Raw genomic sequence first — 17095 nt, 5'->3', positions numbered from 1 at the left:
GCAGATCCCCCGGACCACACCCGATCCGGTCTCTCAACTGCCGCTATATACCGCCGCTCTCAGCGCATTGACCTTGGGTGGCCGTCCGAGGGGCTATGTGAAGTTGTCACCGCGCAAGAGCGCGGAAGATCACGGAGCTAGGTGCCCGAACGCGGCCGAGTCGGCTCAGAACCGCTCTTCGAAAGCGCGTCGATGTAGGAGCGATCGAAGAGGTAGACCCCGGTCTTGCCGGGCATCCTTCCGACGGTCGTGTATTTGCCGGACTTCACACCTCGGGTGACCGTCGCGCGGTCAATGCCGAGAAGTGCTGCGGCCTCGGCCGATCCGATGAGGTTGTCACCCTTTTGCATGATGCGAGTCTTGCACATTGCAAAAGTCAATGCAAGTGAAAATTGCTGCGTGTCGCAAAACATCTTGTCCATTGCAAAAGGTTGTGCGACGATGAGGGCCATGAGCATCGCACACGAAAAGCTCCGCGAGCAGCTTGCAATCAACCAAGGCGACTGGCTCCGCAAAGCCCTCGGCCTTCACGACGTCTCGTCCAACGAAATGGCCGAGTACCTCGGCGTGTCACGCACGACGATCAGCAACTACCTCAACGGCCGCACCAAACCCAACCGAGCCACACTGCGCGAATGGGCTATCAAGACTGGGGCGCCTCTCGTCTACCTACAGACCGGCGCCCTCCCGGACAACCCCGACGACGGACTCAAATCTTTGGATTCCCCGCAAATAACGGAACGATAACTAGACGGCGTTACCGTTCCGTTATAAGTTCAATTCAGCGTCAGTTGTCTGCTGTGGCGACAGACGCGGAATGTGATTGCAGGACACTCTTGGTGCAAGGGGGAGGGGCCCGGCCGCCGGCGATAGGCGGCCGGGCCCCTTGTCATTCCTGACGATGCTGGGAGCGCAGAAGTCCGTGCGCCCGTATCGTGTTTCGGGTGACCGACCGTGCCACCGCCGTCGCCGCCTGGGAGGCACTGCTGCGCGCCCAGGTCGCCGTCATGCGCCGACTCGGAACAGACTTCTCAGGACTCGAGGTGTCGTTCAACGAATACGACGCGATCTACATCCTCATGCGCAGCCCGGACCGGTCGCTGCGCCTGCGCGACCTCAACCGCAACGTACTGCTCGCCCAGCCGAGCGTCAGCCGGCTCGTCGACCGGCTCGCCGCGCGCGGCCTCGTCGAAAAGCTGCCCGACCCGACCGACGCCCGCGGCACGGTCATCGCGCTGACGGATGCCGGGCTCGAGGTCTTCCGGCGCGTCACGCGCATCCACGCCGCGTCGATCGAGCGCCTCGTCGGGCAGGCGCTCAGCGACGACGAGGCGGCGGCGATCATCAAACTCTGCACCGAGCTGCGCGACAGGCTGCCGCCGGAGGAGTGAGCCGGATCAGCCGGTCGTCGCGATGCACTGACCGGTCGAGACAGCCTTGCCGGAGAGCTTCGCCGCCTTCGCGAGCGTCGGCGCGATCTCCTTGAGCGTCAGCGCATAGCCGGTCTGGGCGTCGCTGAGCGAGCGCGCGAAGACCATGCCGACGACGTCGCCCCGGGAATCCAGCAGCGGACCGCCCGAGTTTCCCGGCTGCAGGATGGTCCGCAGCGAGTACACCTCGCGCGAGACGCCCCGACCGCCGTAGATGTCCTTGCCGTCGGCCGTGATGACCGCGCGGACACGCGCCGGGGACACCTGATAGGGGCCGCCCTCGGGGAATCCCGCGGCGTAGGCCTGGTCGCCGACCGCGAGTGCGGCGCCGTCGGCGATCGCGGGAAGGGGCAGGGCGGCGACCTTGAGCACCGCGATGTCGATGTCGGGGTCGTACCACTCGACCGTCGCCGGGCGCTTGACGCCGTCGAAGCCGACCGTGACGGAGGTGGCGCCCGCGACGACGTGCGCGTTCGTGATGACGGTGCCGCCCGCCTCGACCCAGCCGGTGCCGGTCGACGTCGTGCCGCAGGCGTGCTGGTCAGCAACAACCTCGAGGACGGAGAGGGAACTCCTGGCGAGCGCCGCCGGAACCTGCAGTGAAGGGGCGGCGACCTGCGGAATCGACTCCAGCGCGCTGCCGAACACTTGGGGCAGACCGGATGCCTGGAATGCCGCGCCGAGCTGGCCGACGACGCCGGAGACGCCGATCGGCGCGATCCGGTCGATCGTCGTGACGACGGTGGAACTCTTCGCGAAGTCGGCGAGCGGCTGCAGGCGCATCGTCTGAACGATGCCCGAGAGCAGCCAGATGACCGCCGCCCAGGTGAGCACGCCGATGACGGCGCCGACCAGACGGTTGAGCGTGGTGGCGAACGGCACCAGCTTCACGGCGCGGGTGACGACGCCGGCGAGCATGATGAGCAGCGCGTTGAAGACGGCGGCGCAGAGCAGCACGAGGATGAGCGAGATGATCGCCCGCAAGGCCGGGTCCGCCCAGCCCGCCGTTGTCATGAAGGTGGCGAGCTGGGGGGCGAGCAACACGCCGAGCCACAGGCCCGCCGCCCAGCCGAGGGCCGCGGCGAGCGCGACGATCGCCCCGCTGCGCCAGGCGCGCCACACCGAGAGCACGCCGAACACCACGAGGACGACGTCCACCCACACCTGCATGCGGTCCAGCCTGCCATCTGCGCAGTGCGAGTCGGCGTGGCACCCGGACGGTCCCCGCGGATTCGGAGCTTTCAGGCGCCACCGCTTCAGGGCTGCACGGCGTGCGGGGCCCAGATCGCGAGGCCGATGAAGACGACGCCGGCGCCGAGGAGCGCGCCGGCCAGGAGGTGCCGGTGGTTGAAGCGGGCGATGCGCTCGTAGCCGCGCGTCGCCCACTCGGCGAGCCGCGGAATCCGGTGCCACAGATACGCGAGCGCGAGGTACGGTCCGACGAGGGCGGCGAGGAACAACAGGTAGGCGAGCGCCTGCACGGCCAGGTCCGCGCTGACCTGGGTGAGGAGGCGACCGGTCACGTACATGGTGGCGAGCCCGCTCACACCGATGACCGCGTTGGCGAGTCCGATGCCGAACAGCCGCTGCGGGTGCGACTCGTGCAGCCGGGGCGGCTCGATCGGTGTCCGAGGTCGGTGCGGGCGCACTGCCACGACGATGCCGACGACGAGGAACGCCGCCCCGGCGACGTAGTCGGCGGCCTCCGTGAGCATGAGCTCGCCGACCTGCCCGCCCAGCACGGTGGCCAGCGTGTCCGGATCGGCGATCCGGAACACGACGAGCGCCAACGTCGAGCCGAAGGCGAGACCTCCTGTGAGGAAGAGCAGTGCGGTCCACGACTGGCGGACGCGGGTCAGCAGGTACACGGTCACGCCGTAAAGGCTCGGGCTGAAGCCCATCACGAAGCCCAGGGCGACGACGCCGACAACGGCGCCGAGGCTGCGCAGGACCACGGCTCCGATCATGCCCCACTATCGCAGGGCTGGCAGGAACAGCCCCCGGTGCACCCATAATGGGGTGGCGACGAGCCGGTCGGAGGGAGATGGCGATGAAGCGGATCATGGCGGCCGTTGCGCTGGTGTGCGCTGCTGCGCTCGGGACGCCGATCGCCGCATCCGCGGCCCCGAAGCCTGCGGTGCTGGCCACCGCGCTCCCGGCGGGCACGGTGAGCATCACCGGCATCACCACGCTCGGGCGCACCTGGACTGCGACCCCGAAGAGCTGGCCGAGCGGCACACGGTTCACCTACGCCTGGTACGACGGCACCACCAAGATCGGTACCGCCCGCACGTATTCGCCGACATCGTCCCGTCTCGGCCACTCGATCACCGTCGTCGTCGGGGGCAGCGGCACCGGTGTCTACACCGGCAGCGTCTCGGTGAGGAGCGCGATCGTGCGGGTGCAATCCGCCAGCCCTCTCTACGGCGTCCCGTGGCCGTGGGCGGCGGATGACGGCACCAACTGGGATGCCGGACTGACGGCCGCGTACCGGTCGTCGTCGAGGGCCGACAAGAAGCAGCTCGCGAAGATCCTCACACAGCCGCGAGTGGTGTGGTTCACGTCGGCGCAGAGCCCCGCCTGGACCGCAGCCGCGCTCCAGCACTACATCGCGGCGACGCAGAAGGGCGATAAGCGCGCCCTGGTGCAATTCGCGGTGTTCGGGGAGTTCCCGGATTCCGCGGGCGGCGAGGCCGGACGCAACACGCCGCTCACCAGCAGGCAGAAGACCGCATACCGCACCTGGATCGACGCGATCGCGAGGGCGCTCGGGCAGACCAAAGCGGCGATCATCCTGGAACCCGACCTCGCGCTCGACGCGCCACCGAACAACGCGGGCGACGAGAGGGTCGCCGACCCCGCCGCGCGCGAGGCGCTCGTGCGGTATGCGGCGCAGAAGCTCGCCGGCGACAAGAACGCAGCGATCTACCTCGACGCCGGCGACTCGGACTGGCTCGCCGTGAGCAAGGAGGTGCCGGTGCTGAAGGCCGCCGGCATCCAGTACGTGCGCGGCTTCGCGCTCGGTGCGACGCACTACGCCTCGATCGCCGACGCCGTCTCCTACGGCACGGCGCTCGCGGGTGCTCTGAAGAAGGCCGGCTTCCCCTCCAAGCACTTCGTCGTCGACACCGCGGACAACGGCAAGGCGTTCACCTGGCTCCGATACAACGCGAAGTACGGAGCCGCCTCCTTCGACAACGCGAAGGCGTGCGCATCGAAGACCTCGCCGCCGCCGTGCGTGACGCTCGGGGCGAAGCCGACATACCGGGTCGCCGACTATGCGGCCGCACACCTCACTGCGGCGCAGAAAACCAAAGCGGCAACCTACGTCGACGGATTCCTCTGGTTCGGCCGGCCGTGGCTCGACTACCAGGCCTGGCCCTTCGACAAGGCTCGCGCCGTCAAGGTCGCCGCAACGACGCCGTTCCAGTAAGCGCAGGCGTCAGCGCGCCCACACGCGTTCCCCGCCGAGCCACGTCTCCCGCACCCCGGTACGCGCGATCTCGTCGGCCGGGCCGCCGAACGGGTCCCGGTCGAGGACCGCGAGGTCGGCGAGCGCACCGACTTCGAGTCGTCCGGAGTCGTCATAGCCGAGCGCAGCAGCCGAGCCGGCGGTGTACGCCGCGAGCGAGGTGGCAAGGTCGATCGCCTGCTCGGGGTGCAGGATCGGATCGGGTGTCCTGCCGATCTCGGCGCGGTTGACGGCGACATGGATGGCAGCGAACGGATCGGCCCGGGTGACCGGCCAGTCGCTGCCCTGGGCGAGGCGGGCACCGGAATCCCGCAGCTCGCGCAGCGGATACTGCCGATCGAAGGTGTAGTCGTCGACGAACGGCCGGGTCAGCTCCAGGTCGCCCTCATCGAGGGCGGCCCACAGGGTCTGCAGGTTGGCGATCGCACCGAGGCGCGCGAAGCGTGGGACATCCTGCGCGGCGACGAACTGGAGGTGGGCGAGCTGGTGGCGCTGCTGGGTCGGGCCGCCCGGAATCGCGTCGAGCGCGTCGAGCGCGGCGGTGACCGCACGATCGCCGAGAGCGTGGAAGTGCACGCTGAACCCGGCGGCGTCGAGGGCGGCCACAGAGTCGGGCAGCGCGGCAGGGTCGACGAAGGTGAGGCCGAGGTTGCCGGTGGCGTGGCCGTGGCCGTCGAGGTACGGGTGCGAGAGCGCGGCCGTGAAGTTCTCGACGACGCCGTCGATCATGATCTTGACGTGGTCGCTGCGCAGCACGTCGGGCCGGCGGAGGGATTCCAGGCGGTCGCGCCTCGCGACGAGATCGGCGATCTGCTCGGCGCCGCGGTCGCGCTCCCACCACAGTGCGGCGGTGACACGGGCGCGCAGCACGTCGCGTTCGACGGCGTCGACGTACGCGCCGAAGATGTCGCTGACGCTGGCCGTGGAACCGACCCAGGCATCCTGCCAGCCGGTGATGCCGAGCGAAAGATAGTGGTCCTGCGCCGCGAGAAGCCCGCGCACGGCGACGTCGCGGTCGACCTGCGGCAGCACGTCGTAGAGCAGGTTCGAGGCGCCTTCGTGGAGGTATCCGGTCGGCTCACCGTGCGCATCGCGTTCGACGATGCCGTCGGCGGGGTCGGGGCTCGATGCGGTGATGCCGGCGCGGTGGAGTGCCGCGGAGTTCGCCCAGGTGCCGTGGTGGTCACGACTCTGCAACGCAGCGGGACGGTCGGACACGACGGCGTCGAGCATCTGGCGCGTCGGGCGGCCGCCCGGGAAGTGCGCCATCGTCCACCCGCCGCCGAGGATCCAGGGCTGGGCGGGGTTGGCCGCGGCATAGACCGCGACGAGTGCGACGGCGGCGGCTGCGTCGGCGGCCCCGGTGAGATCGCACTGCAGCATCTCGACCCCGCCGAGGACGGGGTGGGCGTGCGCGTCGAGGAACGAGGGGATGAGCAGACCGCCCTGCAGATCGACGATCTCATGCGCGTCGGTGCCGATCCGGTCCGCGGCCCCGACGGCGACGATGCGGCCGTCGGCGACGGCGAGCGCTCCCGGACGCGAGGAGTCCCAGCCCGAGGTGAAGAGCCGGCCACCGGTGAAGACGACGTCGAACATGCTCCGACGCTATCGGTGCAACGGCGGCGCAGGCCTCAGAGCGGATCCAGAGGCCTCGAAGGTAACCCTTAGGTCACGGCAAATAGAGTTGACCCGTGAGGATCGCCGCAGGATTCCCATTCGATGCCGATCGGGGGTTCTCGGCGGTGCGACCGGCGATTCGACCGCCCCGGCGACGACGCGGATGGGGCCGCCGATGACGGCGGTGGCGACCGCGGTCGATGCTGCGGCGCAGCCGGCCGACGTGACGCCCGGGCCGAACCGTCGGCACCTCTGGCTGCTGTCGGGCATCGTGGCGGTGGCGGCCGCACTGTACGCCGTTGTCGCGGCATCCGGCGGGTACTCCGACTATTACGCCGCCGCCGCGAAGAGCATGTCGACGAACTGGACGGCGTTCGCATTTGGCGCGTTCGACCCTGGCGCGACCATCACTCTCGACAAGCTCTCCGGCTTTCTGCTGCCCCAGGCGATCTCGGTGAGGCTCTTCGGCTTCAGTCCCGTTGCGCTCGCGATCCCGCAGATCCTCGAGGGCCTGACGACGATCACGGCGACGTACTTCGTGGTGCGTCAATGGGTCGGCTCCGCCGGCGGCCTGTTCGCGGCGGCGGCGATGGCCCTCACCCCCGTCCTCGCGGCGACCTTCGTGCATCCCATGGAGGATGCGATGCTCACCATGTGCACTGTGCTGGCCGTGCTGGCCTGGCAGCGCACGGTCCACCGTGACGGGCTCCGTTGGCTGCTGCTCGCTGGGGTTCTCGTCGCCGTGGGATTCCAGGCGAAGATGATGCAGGCCTGGCTGGTGCTGCCCGCCATGGCCGTGACCTATTTCGTGATCTCGACGACGAGTCTCGGCCGGCGCATCCGGAATCTGATCATCGCCCTCGGCGCGACGGTGGCGTGCTCGTTCGGCTGGGTGACGGCGATCGCCTTGGTGCCCCCGGCGGCGCGGCCCTTCATCGACGGAACGACCAACAACAACCCGTTCACCATGGTCATCGGCTACAACGGCGTCAACCGGTTCGTGGCCGGACTCATGCCGGGCACGCCGATGCTGCCCGCCCTGCCGGCGCGCGCTTCGGTCGACATGGCACAGGTCGGGCTCGTGCCGGGCCTCCTCGGCCACACCCCGCTGAAGTTCTTCATCCCCGTCTACGCCGCCCAGATCAGCTGGTTGTTCCCCCTCGCCGCGGCGGGACTCGTCCTCGCCTGGATCGCCCTGAAGACGGGGCGACCGGCCGTCTCGGACCGGCGGATGCTGCTCGCCGCGACGCTCTTCAGCGGAGTCTTCGTCGTCACCCTCCTCCTCGTGCTGGGCACCATGAGCCTCCCGCACACCGCCTACCTGGCCAGCATGGCCCTGCCGATCTCGGGGCTCAGCGCCATCGCTCTCGTGCTTCTGCGCAAAACACTTCGCCTCTCCTCCCGGCTGCGGTTCTTCCCCGCGATCGTGGCTGCCGTGCAGACGGCGTGGACGGTCGTCCTCATGACCGGCTACCCGGGGTTCGCGGGCTGGCTCATCGCGCCGACGTTGGTGATCGGGTCCGTGGTGGCGATCGCCCTGCTGCTGATCGGCCGGCAGGCTCGACCGCAGTCGCGCACCGCGCGTGTGGCGGTGGCGCTGGTCGCGGTCGTCGCGATGCTCGGCCCGGCCTGGTGGTCCTTCGCCATGGTGAACCCGCGCTATGCCGGCACGGCGAACGATGCCTATGCCGGTCCGCAGAACGCGCAGACGGCCTCGATCATCGCGCCCCCGGAAGGACCGTACGGCGTCGGCCTGGACTCCAACCGTGCCGTCCCGCAGACCGCCGCTCTCGAATCCGCCATCTACGATTTCAGCGCCGCGCGCGCCGCCGGCGATCGCTACGTGCTGGCGGTCGACTCGTGGCGGGTCTCGGCGCCCCTGATCTTCTCCGATCGCCTGCGAGTGCTGCCGATCGGCGGATTCACCTCTCGCGTTCCGTCGCCCGACCTCAAGACTCTGCGGTTCCTGATCGCCGCGAAGCACCTTCGCTACGTCGTGCTGACCGGTGTGCGGTCGAAGAACGACGTGGTCAACCTGAACCTCGACACCATCGGAGCCTGGGTGCGGTCGACCTGTCTCGTCGTACCGACCACGGCGTACCGCAGCGCGTCACTGGCGACGGTGAGCGCGCCCGACAGACTCTACGACTGCGTTTCCGCCGCCGTGGCAGTCACCGCGACCGCAGGCGCGACAGCACCGAACAAGCTGCACCCGCCTCAGGTACCGGTCGTCCAGCACGCGGAGCGGGAGTCCGAGCCGGAGTCTCGAACGTAGGCGCTCCTCGGGGAGCCTGCCCCGGCCGCACGCCTCGGCGGATTGCGCCGAGCCCGGCCTAGGCGCGACAGTGCGCCTGGAGGGACTCGAACCCCCAACCTCCTGATCTCTTGTTATCGACTTGCGTACGGTTCTCAGTCGTGGGCTTCCAGCTTTTTTCCGTGCATTTCGGCGATTCAGACCGCTTTACGTCACGCCGCCACAGCCGCTTTGGACCGAGATTGAGTGCCGCGAAGCGTGTCCAGTGAGGGTCCCCATGTCAGTAAGCGTGTCAGCCTTTACACAGGTCGGCAGCGTCCGCGCGAACCCGAGCTGCCACGTCAACCGCTACACCCACGGCCGACACGCGAAATGAGGGAATCGGCCCCAGCGTCCGCAACAGCACCCTCGAAGCGACTGTCGAAGACTGATGTCGAAAACGCGTCCCTGGGCTTGGATCCTCGGGGGCATCGGGTGAGTGACTCGACGCGACATCTACGGCACTCGTCGACAACCGGCGGTCGACTAAACACGAGTCTCGCCTTCGATATCGAGAGCTTGTGAGGCGGCGGACGCTGGATCCTGTCATCAATTTCCCGCGGCCCCAAAGCCGATGAGAAGTCGCGTCTGGTTCGATGAAGGACAAACCAGGCGTAAAGATCGGGCGGTAGGCGATACACGGCGGTAAGAACCCGTGAGGCTAGGTAAGGGATGGTTCAACTGACCCGCTAGCTGCAGTGCCCCTCGACACCCGCTTACACAAAGGTCCCGGCGGACATGCTGCCGAGATTTGAACCTGGAACCGTGACCCGAACTAGGGAAAGGCGATCGTGAAGTCCCCTTCCCAAAGAGCCCTCGATCCTCACGATGCCCCCGCGATCCGATGGGGTGTGCCGGGCCCCGGAAACGTTGCGAGCACATTCGCCGAGGCAGTGGCCACCGGCACGGCGTCAACTCACATCGCGGTGGGCTCGCGCTCGATCGAGTGCACGTGCGCCTTCGCCGAATGCCACCGCATCGAGCGGGTCCACGGCAGCGACGAAGACCTCGTGACCGACGACCATGTCGATGCCTTTTATGTGACATCGCCGCACTCGTTGCAGCGCGAGCACGCGATCCTTGCTCTCGAGGCGGGCAAGCCCATGCTGGTTAGAGAAGACCTTCATGCGCAGCGCAGGCGAGGTCCGGGCGGTGATCGCCTTTGGCCGAGCAGCGCGGACTGCTGGAGCTGCTATTTGCCGCATTATGACGTCGTCCGGCGTCCCATCGACGAGGCGTGATCGACGAGGTCGCCGTCCTCTATGCCCGCCACGGTCAACTGGCTGCCGCATCCCTCGCCCGACGGTGCGCATCTCGTATATGCGAGCTTTCCGCCCGGGATCGACGGGCATCCCGAGGACATCCACGATGGGCGGCTGCGGCTAACGAAGCCTGCTGATGGAACGGGGCGGGAACTCGTCACGGGCTTCGGTGGCCAGGAGGCGATGACCGTCGGCGGCTGGGCGCCCGACTCGAGACGCCTCACCTACTTCGAGTACAACGGAGCCGATCATTGAGGCAAGTCTCGTCGCCCGGCCGAAGACCGCCGCCGCAGTGCGCATCCGGTCACCGGCTTCCTTGCTACGCCCCGGAGTATGACCCCGCCGGTGATTTCAGGCCGGCGCCGCAGAGCGGCACGACGACGACACCGGATGAGAGAAGCGGGCGAGCACGAGCCCAGGTAGCGGATTCGGCATCGAGGCCCTCCTCGCGGGCGACCCGGGTGGCCGCAAAACACGCCGCCGCGGTCGGCTCGACAAAGAGGCCCTCGTCGGCGAGCACGTCCCGGGCAGCCTGAATCTGGTTGTCCGTCACCGAGACCACGGTGCCGCCGGAGTCCCTGATCGCCGCCAGGATCTGCGCACCTCTCGGCGGAGCCGCAATCGCGATCCCCTCCGCGATGGTCTCGCCCGGGTCGACTTCGACGGGTTCCGTCGAACCGGTCAGTTCGGCGGCCTCAAGCGGTGCGCACGCCCGTGCCTGCACGGCGACGATCTTCGGGGCCCGCGTGGCGAGGCCGGCGCGCACGAGCTCGCTGAAGGCTAGCTGGCATCCCAGCACGAGGGTGCCGTTACCAACCGGCAGCACCACCGTGTCAGGCAGTTCGAAGCCGTTCTGCTCCCAGAGCTCGTAGCCGTAGCTCTTGACCCCGTGGAAGAAGTATGGGTGGTAAATATGACTGGCGTACATCACCCCATCGACACCCGCGACCTCGAGGGCGGCGGCCGAGGTGTCGGCACGGGTTCCCGGTACCAGCTCGAGTCGCGCGCCGTGCGCGCGCAATTGTGCGAGTTTGCCGGGCGAGGTCGATGCAGGCACAAAGACGGTGCATGCGATTCCAGCGCGCGCGAAGTACGCGGCGATCGCCGTCCCGGCGTTGCCGCTGCTGTCGACCATCGCCCGCTCGACGCCGATGCGCTTGGCCAGGGTGGCGAGGACCACGGCCCCGCGATCCTTGAATGAGAGAGTCGGCATCAGGAAGTCGAGCTTGAGCAGTATATGCGGAAGTGCGCGGGATCTCACCAGCGGCGTCATTCCCTCGCCGAGCGAGATCTCGGGATCGGCACCGATCGGCAGAACCTCGCGGTAACGCCACATCGTCATCTCTCGCGATGAGAGCTCCGAGGGATCCATGCGCGTCGGAAACGCCGCGACGTCCAGCAGTCCGCCGCAGGCGCAACGCCAGGCGAGGCTCTCCACCCGATATCTCGCCCCGCACCTGCCGCACACCATCTCAGGCGGCTGGGCGGCGACTGTCGGGACCTCATGGCCTGCAACCGGCATTCCGTCGCCCTCCTTTTGTCTTCTTGCGCGTCGACGCGGCTCAGATGGCTCGCGTCATCCATATGTACTGCGGATATTCCGGATTCGCTCCTGCGTCGGCGAATCCGGCTCGGGCATAGCTTCTCAGCGCCGGCGTGTTTCCGGGCACGACGAGCAGGCCCACCATCGTCGCCGTCGTAGATCGACGCACCTCGCCGAGGGCGCAGTCGATGAGCTGGCCTGCGAGGCCCCGCCCGCGGAGCCGCGGAGCGATGGCCACGCGGGCGAGACGAACCTGGCCGGGCGCCGCGTCGACCAGCTCGACGTGGCCTGCGAGGGTCGAGTCGTCAAACACCGCCGAGTACGCACGCACTCCTGGCTCATGCTGACGCCGCTCAAGCTGTTCGACTGTGAGCGGCCCGGCGCCGGAGACGCCTATGAAGAGTTCGAGCTCGGCATCCGTGGGAAACCAGGAAATGAGTTCCTCGTAGTCGGTCGACGCGAACGCACGCAAGGTCAGTCGGTCGACTGTCCGTGCCATCCGGTCCTCCAATGTCTTCCAAACGTAACACGACGGAAAAAAAAGGTAACTACCGTACTCAACAATACATCTTCGGCATCGAGCTCCCCTGCCGGATACCGACCGGTCTCACGAGGCATTCGCCCACGACCGCACCGCTCCCTCCCGTTCCACCGCAGCGCATCCGCAGGGATGCAGAGAGTCAACGAGACAAGCCATGAACAAACGAATAGGCGTCGCGATCGCGACAGCCGCGACAGCCTCGGCGCTCATCCTGAGCGGCTGCAGCGCGAACAGTGTGACACCCACCAGCTCCAGCTTGAGCTCTACGCCGGCCAAGGGCGGCAACCTGGTCATCGCACGCTCGGCCGACATCATCTCGATGGACAAGACGATGACGTTCGACAACAACTCGCTACGCGTCATGGAGCAGATCATGGAACCGCTGTTCCACGCGAGCCCTGACGGAACAAAGCTCGAGCCCTGGCTCGCGACGGGCTACACGACGTCGGCAGACAAGAAGACATACATCATCAACCTGCGCAAGGGTGTGAAGTTCTCGAACGGGAAGACCCTGACTGCCGCGGACGTCAAGTTCTCCATCGATCAGAACACAGCATCCAGCGCTGCCGGTTGGGGCTTCATCAACACCGCGATCCAGAACATCTCGGTCGTCAACACCGAGACCGTCAGGATCCAGCTCAAGTACCCATGGGCGCCCCTGATCGCCGACCTCTCGCTCTTCGCCAACGGCATCATCCCGGACAACTACGGCGGCGAGACAAAGGCACAGTTCTACTCGGCACCGATCGGGACCGGTCCTTTCATATGGGACTACTGGAAGAAGGGCCAGGCAGTCATGCTGACCGCGAACAAGGACTACTGGCAGCCGGGTAAGCCCTACTTGAACAGCGTCGAGTGGACTGTCGTCCCTGACGCCAACACCCGAAAGCTGCAGGTGCAGGGCGGCCAGATCGACATTGACGACACGCCCGACTGGTCGAGCTTGGCCTCGCTGAAGTCGACGCCCGGTGTCGTGGCCACGACCTTCCCGTCGACCGAGATCGACTACATCGCCTTCAACCAGAAGCGCGCACCGTTCAGCGACCCGCACATCCGGATGGCGATCTCGGAGGCGATCGATCGCAATGCGATGGTGCAGGCCGTCCTCTTCGGCAACGGCACGCCCGCCTATTCCCTGTTGATGCCCGGCGTGCCGTACTTCGACAGCAACGCGGGCGGCGCGACGTACAACGTGGCCGCAGCCAAGAAGGAGATGGCTGAGTCATCTAAACCGAACGGCTTCACGACTTCGCTGCTCATCGCCTCGGGCAGCGCGAATCAGGCGGCGATCGCCCAGATCATGCAGTCCGAGTTGAAGGCGATCGGCATCACGATGAACATCCAGCAGCTCGATCCGACTGCGAACAAGCAGGCTCGACTCAACTCGGACTTCGACATGTCGATCAACCTCTGGACGATGGACATCCCCGACCCCGACGAATGGACTTCTTTCGCGGTCGATCCGAACGGCGGATCGCACTCGGCGTTCACCTATTACCGCAACCCCGCCGTCGTAGCTCTGAACAAGGAAGCCGAGGTCGAGACGAACCCGACCAAGCGCCAGCAGCTCTATTCGGAGCTGCAGGTCCAGACAAGCAAGGATGCCTTCCTCGCCTACCTCTACTACTCGCCGTACGTCTACGCGACGACGACGAAGGTGCAGGGCTTCCATGTGACACCTCTTGGCAACTACCTGCTGCAGGACGTCTCTAAGACCAATTAGCAGTATCGCCGATCGAGTAAACAACAACAGAGGGAGTACCGTGCACGGACGCCAAGATGTGCGCGAGCGAGTCGAAAGACTCGGTCGTCCACTGAACGCGATCGTCACGGTGCTCCCTCGTGGCGCGCTGCAGGGCACCGGCCCGCTGTCCGGCCTATCGCTCGCAGTCAAGGACATGATCGACATCGCAGGGCAGCCGCGAGGCAACGGGAACCCAGAGGACATGCGCGGACCGGCGGCCGAGCACGACGCTCCCATCGTGGAGAGGCTGCGCGCCCTCGGCGCCGACCTCGTCGCGACGACCACGTTGCTCGAATACGCGGCCGGGGCTCAGCATCCTGAATTACCGGAGGCGCGCAACCCTGTCGCTCCCCAGCTCACGGCGGGCGGCTCGAGTGGCGGCTCGGCGGCCCTCGTCGGCAGCGGAGCAGTTCCCGCCGCGCTCGGAACCGATACGGGCGGCTCGATCCGCCTTCCGGCGCACTACTGCGGAGTCGTCGGCTTCAAGCCTTCGTTCGGCCTGCTACCGGTCGCCGGGATACAACCGCTGTCACCCACCCTCGATCACGTGGGCTTCCTCACCAGCGACGTCGAGACGAGCCGCGGGCTGCTCAGCGCCCTGACCGGGCGCCCGCCATCGAACAGGACGGACCCGCTACGCCTCGGCGTGCTCACTAGCCAGCTCAATGACCCCCGACTCGAACCAGATGTGCGCGAAGTCGTGTGGGCCGCCGTCGAACGTCTGCTCGGCTCCGTCGAGATGGTCGAGCTCGACGGAGCCGAGCTAGATCAACTCAACGCTCTGCTCGGCATCATCGTGCAGTACGAGTCGTGGCAGATCCACGGCGAGACCATGCGGGTCCGCCCCGAGCACTTCGGCAGCACGACGGCACGCATGTTTCGTGCCGCGGCGGAGGTTACGGCTGGTCAATACGAACAAGCGCTCTCGGAACGCGCGAGGCTCTTGCCAGTCACAGATGCACTGCTGCAGGGTGTCGACGCACTTCTCGGTCCGGCCGCCCCTTACGTCGCCCCTGAGATATCGCCACCCGGTGACACTCCGCAGGGTGCGATCGAAGGCATCTACAGCGGCCCCTACAACGTCACCGGGCAACCAGCGGTCGTCATTCCCTGCGGAGTCACCGCGGAGGGATTGCCCGTCGGCCTGCAACTCGCCGCAGCGTCGGGAGCAGACGCCGAGTTGCTCACCGTCGCCGAACAGGTCGAGTTCTTGCTCTCCCCGACCCGGGCGACATAACCCGTCATCTTACGTATGTAAGAAAATCAAAAAAACAATAAGCAATGTAACGACCGCTACTCATCCATTCACGGGCGAGGCTCTCGACGAACGACAGAGGAGATGTGGTGATGCTCCACCGCTTGCGCTTCATCCCAGGTCGACTCCTTCAGTCGATTCCCGTGGCGCTCGGCGTCACGCTGATCGTCTTTTTCATGGCACATCTGCTGCCCGGGAACGCCGCCGTAGCGCTACTCGGTCAGCGGGCGACGCCTGACAGCGTCGCCGCGCTCAGCGCGCAGATGGGCCTCGACAAGCCTCTCTTGCAGCAGTACTTAATCTTCCTCGGGCAATTGCTGCTCGGCAACCTCGGCGAAAGCCTGACTTATCAGTCGCCCGTCGCGGGCCTCGTGCTGCAGGCGATCCCCGTGACGCTCTCGCTGCTGCTCTTCGCACTGATCCTGGCTCTCGCTATCAGCATCCCTCTCGCCGCGCTCGCCGCATTCAGACCGGGCGGCGCACGTGATCTCGGCGTACGAGGTTTCACCCTGCTCGGTCAGGGCATGCCTCAATTCTGGCTCGGCATCATGCTCATCCTGCTGCTCGCAGTGACGCTCCGGGCATTCCCGGTTGGCGGGTACGGCGCGTCGATAACCGATCACATCTACTACCTCTTTCTCCCTTCTCTGACACTCGGCATCACCATGTGCCCGACAATCATCAGAAGCCTGCGGTCATCGATGATCAACGTGCTGGAATCGGAGTACATCGGCACCGCGAAGTCCAAAGGGGCCTACGGCGCGAGGCTGTTCCGCGGGCACGTGATCCGCAACGCCGCCATCCCCACCGTCTCGGTCGTCGGCGTCAACCTCGGCTTCCTCGTCGGCGGCTCGCTGGTGATCGAGCGGGTGTTCGCGCTGCCAGGGTTGGGCTCGCTCATGATCAACTCGATCTTCACTCGCGACTTCCCGGTGATTCAGGGCGTGACCCTCTTCGTCGCGTTGTTCGTAGTCGTGGTCGGCATCCTCACCGACATCGTTTACACGCTTCTCGATCCCCGTGTCGACCTGAGCGGCGCGCAGCAGCCGTGACGAGCCCAACCGCCTTCCTTGTCACCCGTCGCCAGCGCCGTCGCCCCGCGCGCTCGCGGTCACTCAGCCCCTGGTACCGCAACAGGTCCCTCACGGCCGGCATCGTCGTCGTGGGCGCACTCGTGCTCGTCGCGGCGCTGGCCCCGGTCATCGCGCCGTACGACCCGATCCAGCAGAACCTCGAGCAGGCGTTGCAGAACCCGTCGGGCGCCCATTGGCTGGGCACCGACCAATATGGCAGAGACGTGCTGTCCCGGCTGATCTGGGGATCGCGAATCGACCTCAGGATCGGCTTCCTCGCCGTGCTGATCCCGTTCATCATCGGCAGTGCCATCGGCGGCGTCGCGGGCTACTTCGGTGGTTGGCTGGACACGATCCTGATGCGCATCGTCGACATCTTCTTCGCGTTCCCCTTCTACGTCATGGTCGTCGTCCTGGTCTTCATATTCGGATCGGGCGAGGCGAGCATCTACATCGCCATCGCCGCCGTGTCATGGGTCTCGTACGCCAAGATCGTGCGCGGCGAGGTCCTCGTGGCGAAGCAGCAGGACTACGTGGTGGCCGCCCGTCTCGGCGGGATGTCGCACGCCCGGATCCTGATACGCCACATCGGGCCCAACGTGCTCTCGCAGGCCGTCATCTATGCGATGAGCGACATTGTCATGGACATCATGGCGATCGTCACTCTCGGCTATCTCGGCCTCGGCATCGCCCCGCCCACCGCTGAGTGGGGAAGCATGATCAACGACGGCCAGGAGTTCATCACGACTCAGTGGCAGCAGGCCACGATCCCCGGTCTGGTCGTCGTGGTCACAAGCCTCGGACTCTCCTGGCTCGGCGACGGCATCTCAGACCTGCTCAGCCCCGAGAGAAGGAAATGATT

The 17095-nt window shown here is 66.8% G+C and carries 16 protein-coding genes; 10 read left to right on the top strand and 6 right to left on the bottom strand.

Annotation, left to right across the window (positions count from 1 at the left end; genetic code table 11):
• Positions 1-137: 137 nt before the first annotated feature.
• On the bottom strand, positions 138-452 hold the full coding sequence (locus M7D61_RS03440; RefSeq protein WP_298227631.1) for a hypothetical protein: 315 nt from the start codon (positions 450-452) through the stop codon (positions 138-140).
• On the opposite strand from M7D61_RS03440, the gene M7D61_RS03435 reads away from it, so the two are divergent.
• Both M7D61_RS03435 and M7D61_RS03430 read left to right on the top strand, forming a co-directional pair.
• Positions 451-747 (top strand): helix-turn-helix transcriptional regulator, encoded by a 297-nt coding sequence (locus M7D61_RS03435; RefSeq protein WP_298227629.1) that lies wholly within the window; start codon positions 451-453, stop codon positions 745-747. The genes M7D61_RS03440 and M7D61_RS03435 overlap by 2 nt on opposite strands.
• Before the next feature lie 197 nt (positions 748-944).
• Positions 945-1391 carry a MarR family transcriptional regulator gene (locus M7D61_RS03430; RefSeq protein ID WP_298227627.1) on the top strand — a complete coding sequence of 149 codons (447 nt, stop codon included), beginning with the start codon at positions 945-947 and terminating at the stop codon, positions 1389-1391.
• 6 nt (positions 1392-1397) lie between these two features.
• On the opposite strand, the gene M7D61_RS03425 is transcribed toward M7D61_RS03430, so the two are convergent.
• Positions 1398-2600, bottom strand: coding sequence for a MarP family serine protease (locus M7D61_RS03425; protein ID WP_298227625.1), 1203 nt, complete (start codon positions 2598-2600; stop codon positions 1398-1400).
• Between the two features lie 86 nt (positions 2601-2686).
• Positions 2687-3385 carry a GAP family protein gene (locus tag M7D61_RS03420; protein ID WP_298227622.1) on the bottom strand — a complete coding sequence of 233 codons (699 nt, stop codon included), beginning with the start codon at positions 3383-3385 and terminating at the stop codon, positions 2687-2689.
• Between the two features lie 95 nt (positions 3386-3480).
• Between M7D61_RS03420 and M7D61_RS03415 the strand changes: the two genes are divergently transcribed.
• On the top strand, positions 3481-4863 hold the full coding sequence (locus M7D61_RS03415; protein WP_298227620.1) for a glycoside hydrolase family 6 protein: 1383 nt from the start codon (positions 3481-3483) through the stop codon (positions 4861-4863).
• Between the two features lie 9 nt (positions 4864-4872).
• Here M7D61_RS03415 and M7D61_RS03410 read toward each other — a convergent pair whose 3' ends face one another.
• A complete protein-coding gene (locus tag M7D61_RS03410; RefSeq protein ID WP_298227617.1) occupies positions 4873-6501 on the bottom strand; it encodes an amidohydrolase in 1629 nt (542 codons plus the stop codon).
• 196 nt (positions 6502-6697) lie between these two features.
• Here M7D61_RS03410 and M7D61_RS03405 point away from each other — a divergent pair, with 196 nt between their 5' ends.
• The 3 genes from M7D61_RS03405 (at position 6698) to M7D61_RS03395 (ending at position 10332) form a co-directional block, all read left to right on the top strand.
• Positions 6698-8797 (top strand): glycosyltransferase family 39 protein, encoded by a 2100-nt coding sequence (locus tag M7D61_RS03405; protein WP_298227615.1) that lies wholly within the window; start codon positions 6698-6700, stop codon positions 8795-8797.
• An 809-nt stretch (positions 8798-9606) separates the two neighbouring features.
• Positions 9607-10056 carry a Gfo/Idh/MocA family oxidoreductase gene (locus tag M7D61_RS03400; protein ID WP_366083712.1) on the top strand — a complete coding sequence of 150 codons (450 nt, stop codon included), beginning with the start codon at positions 9607-9609 and terminating at the stop codon, positions 10054-10056.
• Between the two features lie 21 nt (positions 10057-10077).
• The gene (locus M7D61_RS03395; RefSeq protein WP_298227613.1) at positions 10078-10332 is read left to right on the top strand and encodes a hypothetical protein; all 255 of its coding nucleotides are present in this window, start codon (positions 10078-10080) and stop codon (positions 10330-10332) included.
• Positions 10333-10396: 64 nt separating this feature from the next.
• Here the strand turns inward: M7D61_RS03395 and M7D61_RS03390 are convergent, their stop codons facing one another.
• Positions 10397-11419: a threonine synthase gene (locus M7D61_RS03390; RefSeq protein ID WP_298227611.1), complete on the bottom strand. Its 1023-nt coding sequence runs from the start codon at positions 11417-11419 to the stop codon at positions 10397-10399.
• Between the two features lie 220 nt (positions 11420-11639).
• A complete protein-coding gene (locus M7D61_RS03385) occupies positions 11640-12119 on the bottom strand; it encodes a GNAT family protein (protein ID WP_298227609.1) in 480 nt (159 codons plus the stop codon).
• A 298-nt stretch (positions 12120-12417) separates the two neighbouring features.
• Between M7D61_RS03385 and M7D61_RS03380 the strand changes: the two genes are divergently transcribed.
• The 4 genes from M7D61_RS03380 (at position 12418) to M7D61_RS03365 (ending at position 17093) form a co-directional block, all read left to right on the top strand.
• Positions 12418-13884: an ABC transporter substrate-binding protein gene (locus M7D61_RS03380; protein WP_298227607.1), complete on the top strand. Its 1467-nt coding sequence runs from the start codon at positions 12418-12420 to the stop codon at positions 13882-13884.
• Between the two features lie 40 nt (positions 13885-13924).
• Positions 13925-15142, top strand: coding sequence for an amidase (locus M7D61_RS03375; RefSeq protein WP_298227605.1), 1218 nt, complete (start codon positions 13925-13927; stop codon positions 15140-15142).
• Positions 15143-15252: 110 nt separating this feature from the next.
• Complete coding sequence (locus M7D61_RS03370) at positions 15253-16212, top strand: ABC transporter permease (RefSeq protein WP_298227633.1); 960 nt, start codon at positions 15253-15255, stop codon at positions 16210-16212.
• Positions 16209-17093, top strand: a complete 885-nt coding sequence (locus M7D61_RS03365) for an ABC transporter permease (protein WP_298227603.1) — start codon at positions 16209-16211, stop codon at positions 17091-17093. Before M7D61_RS03370 ends, M7D61_RS03365 begins: the two co-directional genes overlap by 4 nt.
• Positions 17094-17095 lie beyond the last annotated feature (2 nt).

The organism is Gryllotalpicola sp. (genome assembly GCF_027352875.1).
In the GTDB taxonomy this organism is placed as follows: Bacteria; Actinomycetota; Actinomycetes; order Actinomycetales; family Microbacteriaceae; genus Gryllotalpicola.
Note: the sequence above shows the minus strand (reverse complement) of the source record. Positions and strands in the feature narration are given on the sequence as shown.

Excerpts from the sequence above, each read along its gene's own strand:
- M7D61_RS03435 (WP_298227629.1), top strand. The coding sequence starts at position 451 with ATGAGCATCGCACACGAAAAGCTCCGCGAGCAGCTTGCAATCAACCAA.
- M7D61_RS03405 (WP_298227615.1), top strand. The coding sequence starts at position 6,698 with ATGACGGCGGTGGCGACCGCGGTCGATGCTGCGGCGCAGCCGGCCGAC.
- M7D61_RS03410 (WP_298227617.1), bottom strand. The coding sequence starts at position 6,501 with ATGTTCGACGTCGTCTTCACCGGTGGCCGGCTCTTCACCTCGGGCTGG.
- M7D61_RS03440 (WP_298227631.1), bottom strand. The coding sequence starts at position 452 with ATGGCCCTCATCGTCGCACAACCTTTTGCAATGGACAAGATGTTTTGC.
- M7D61_RS03395 (WP_298227613.1), top strand. The coding sequence starts at position 10,078 with ATGCCCGCCACGGTCAACTGGCTGCCGCATCCCTCGCCCGACGGTGCG.
- M7D61_RS03370 (WP_298227633.1), top strand. The coding sequence starts at position 15,253 with ATGCTCCACCGCTTGCGCTTCATCCCAGGTCGACTCCTTCAGTCGATT.
- M7D61_RS03425 (WP_298227625.1), bottom strand. The coding sequence starts at position 2,600 with ATGCAGGTGTGGGTGGACGTCGTCCTCGTGGTGTTCGGCGTGCTCTCG.
- M7D61_RS03385 (WP_298227609.1), bottom strand. The coding sequence starts at position 12,119 with ATGGCACGGACAGTCGACCGACTGACCTTGCGTGCGTTCGCGTCGACC.
- M7D61_RS03390 (WP_298227611.1), bottom strand. The coding sequence starts at position 11,419 with ATGACGATGTGGCGTTACCGCGAGGTTCTGCCGATCGGTGCCGATCCC.
- M7D61_RS03415 (WP_298227620.1), top strand. The coding sequence starts at position 3,481 with ATGAAGCGGATCATGGCGGCCGTTGCGCTGGTGTGCGCTGCTGCGCTC.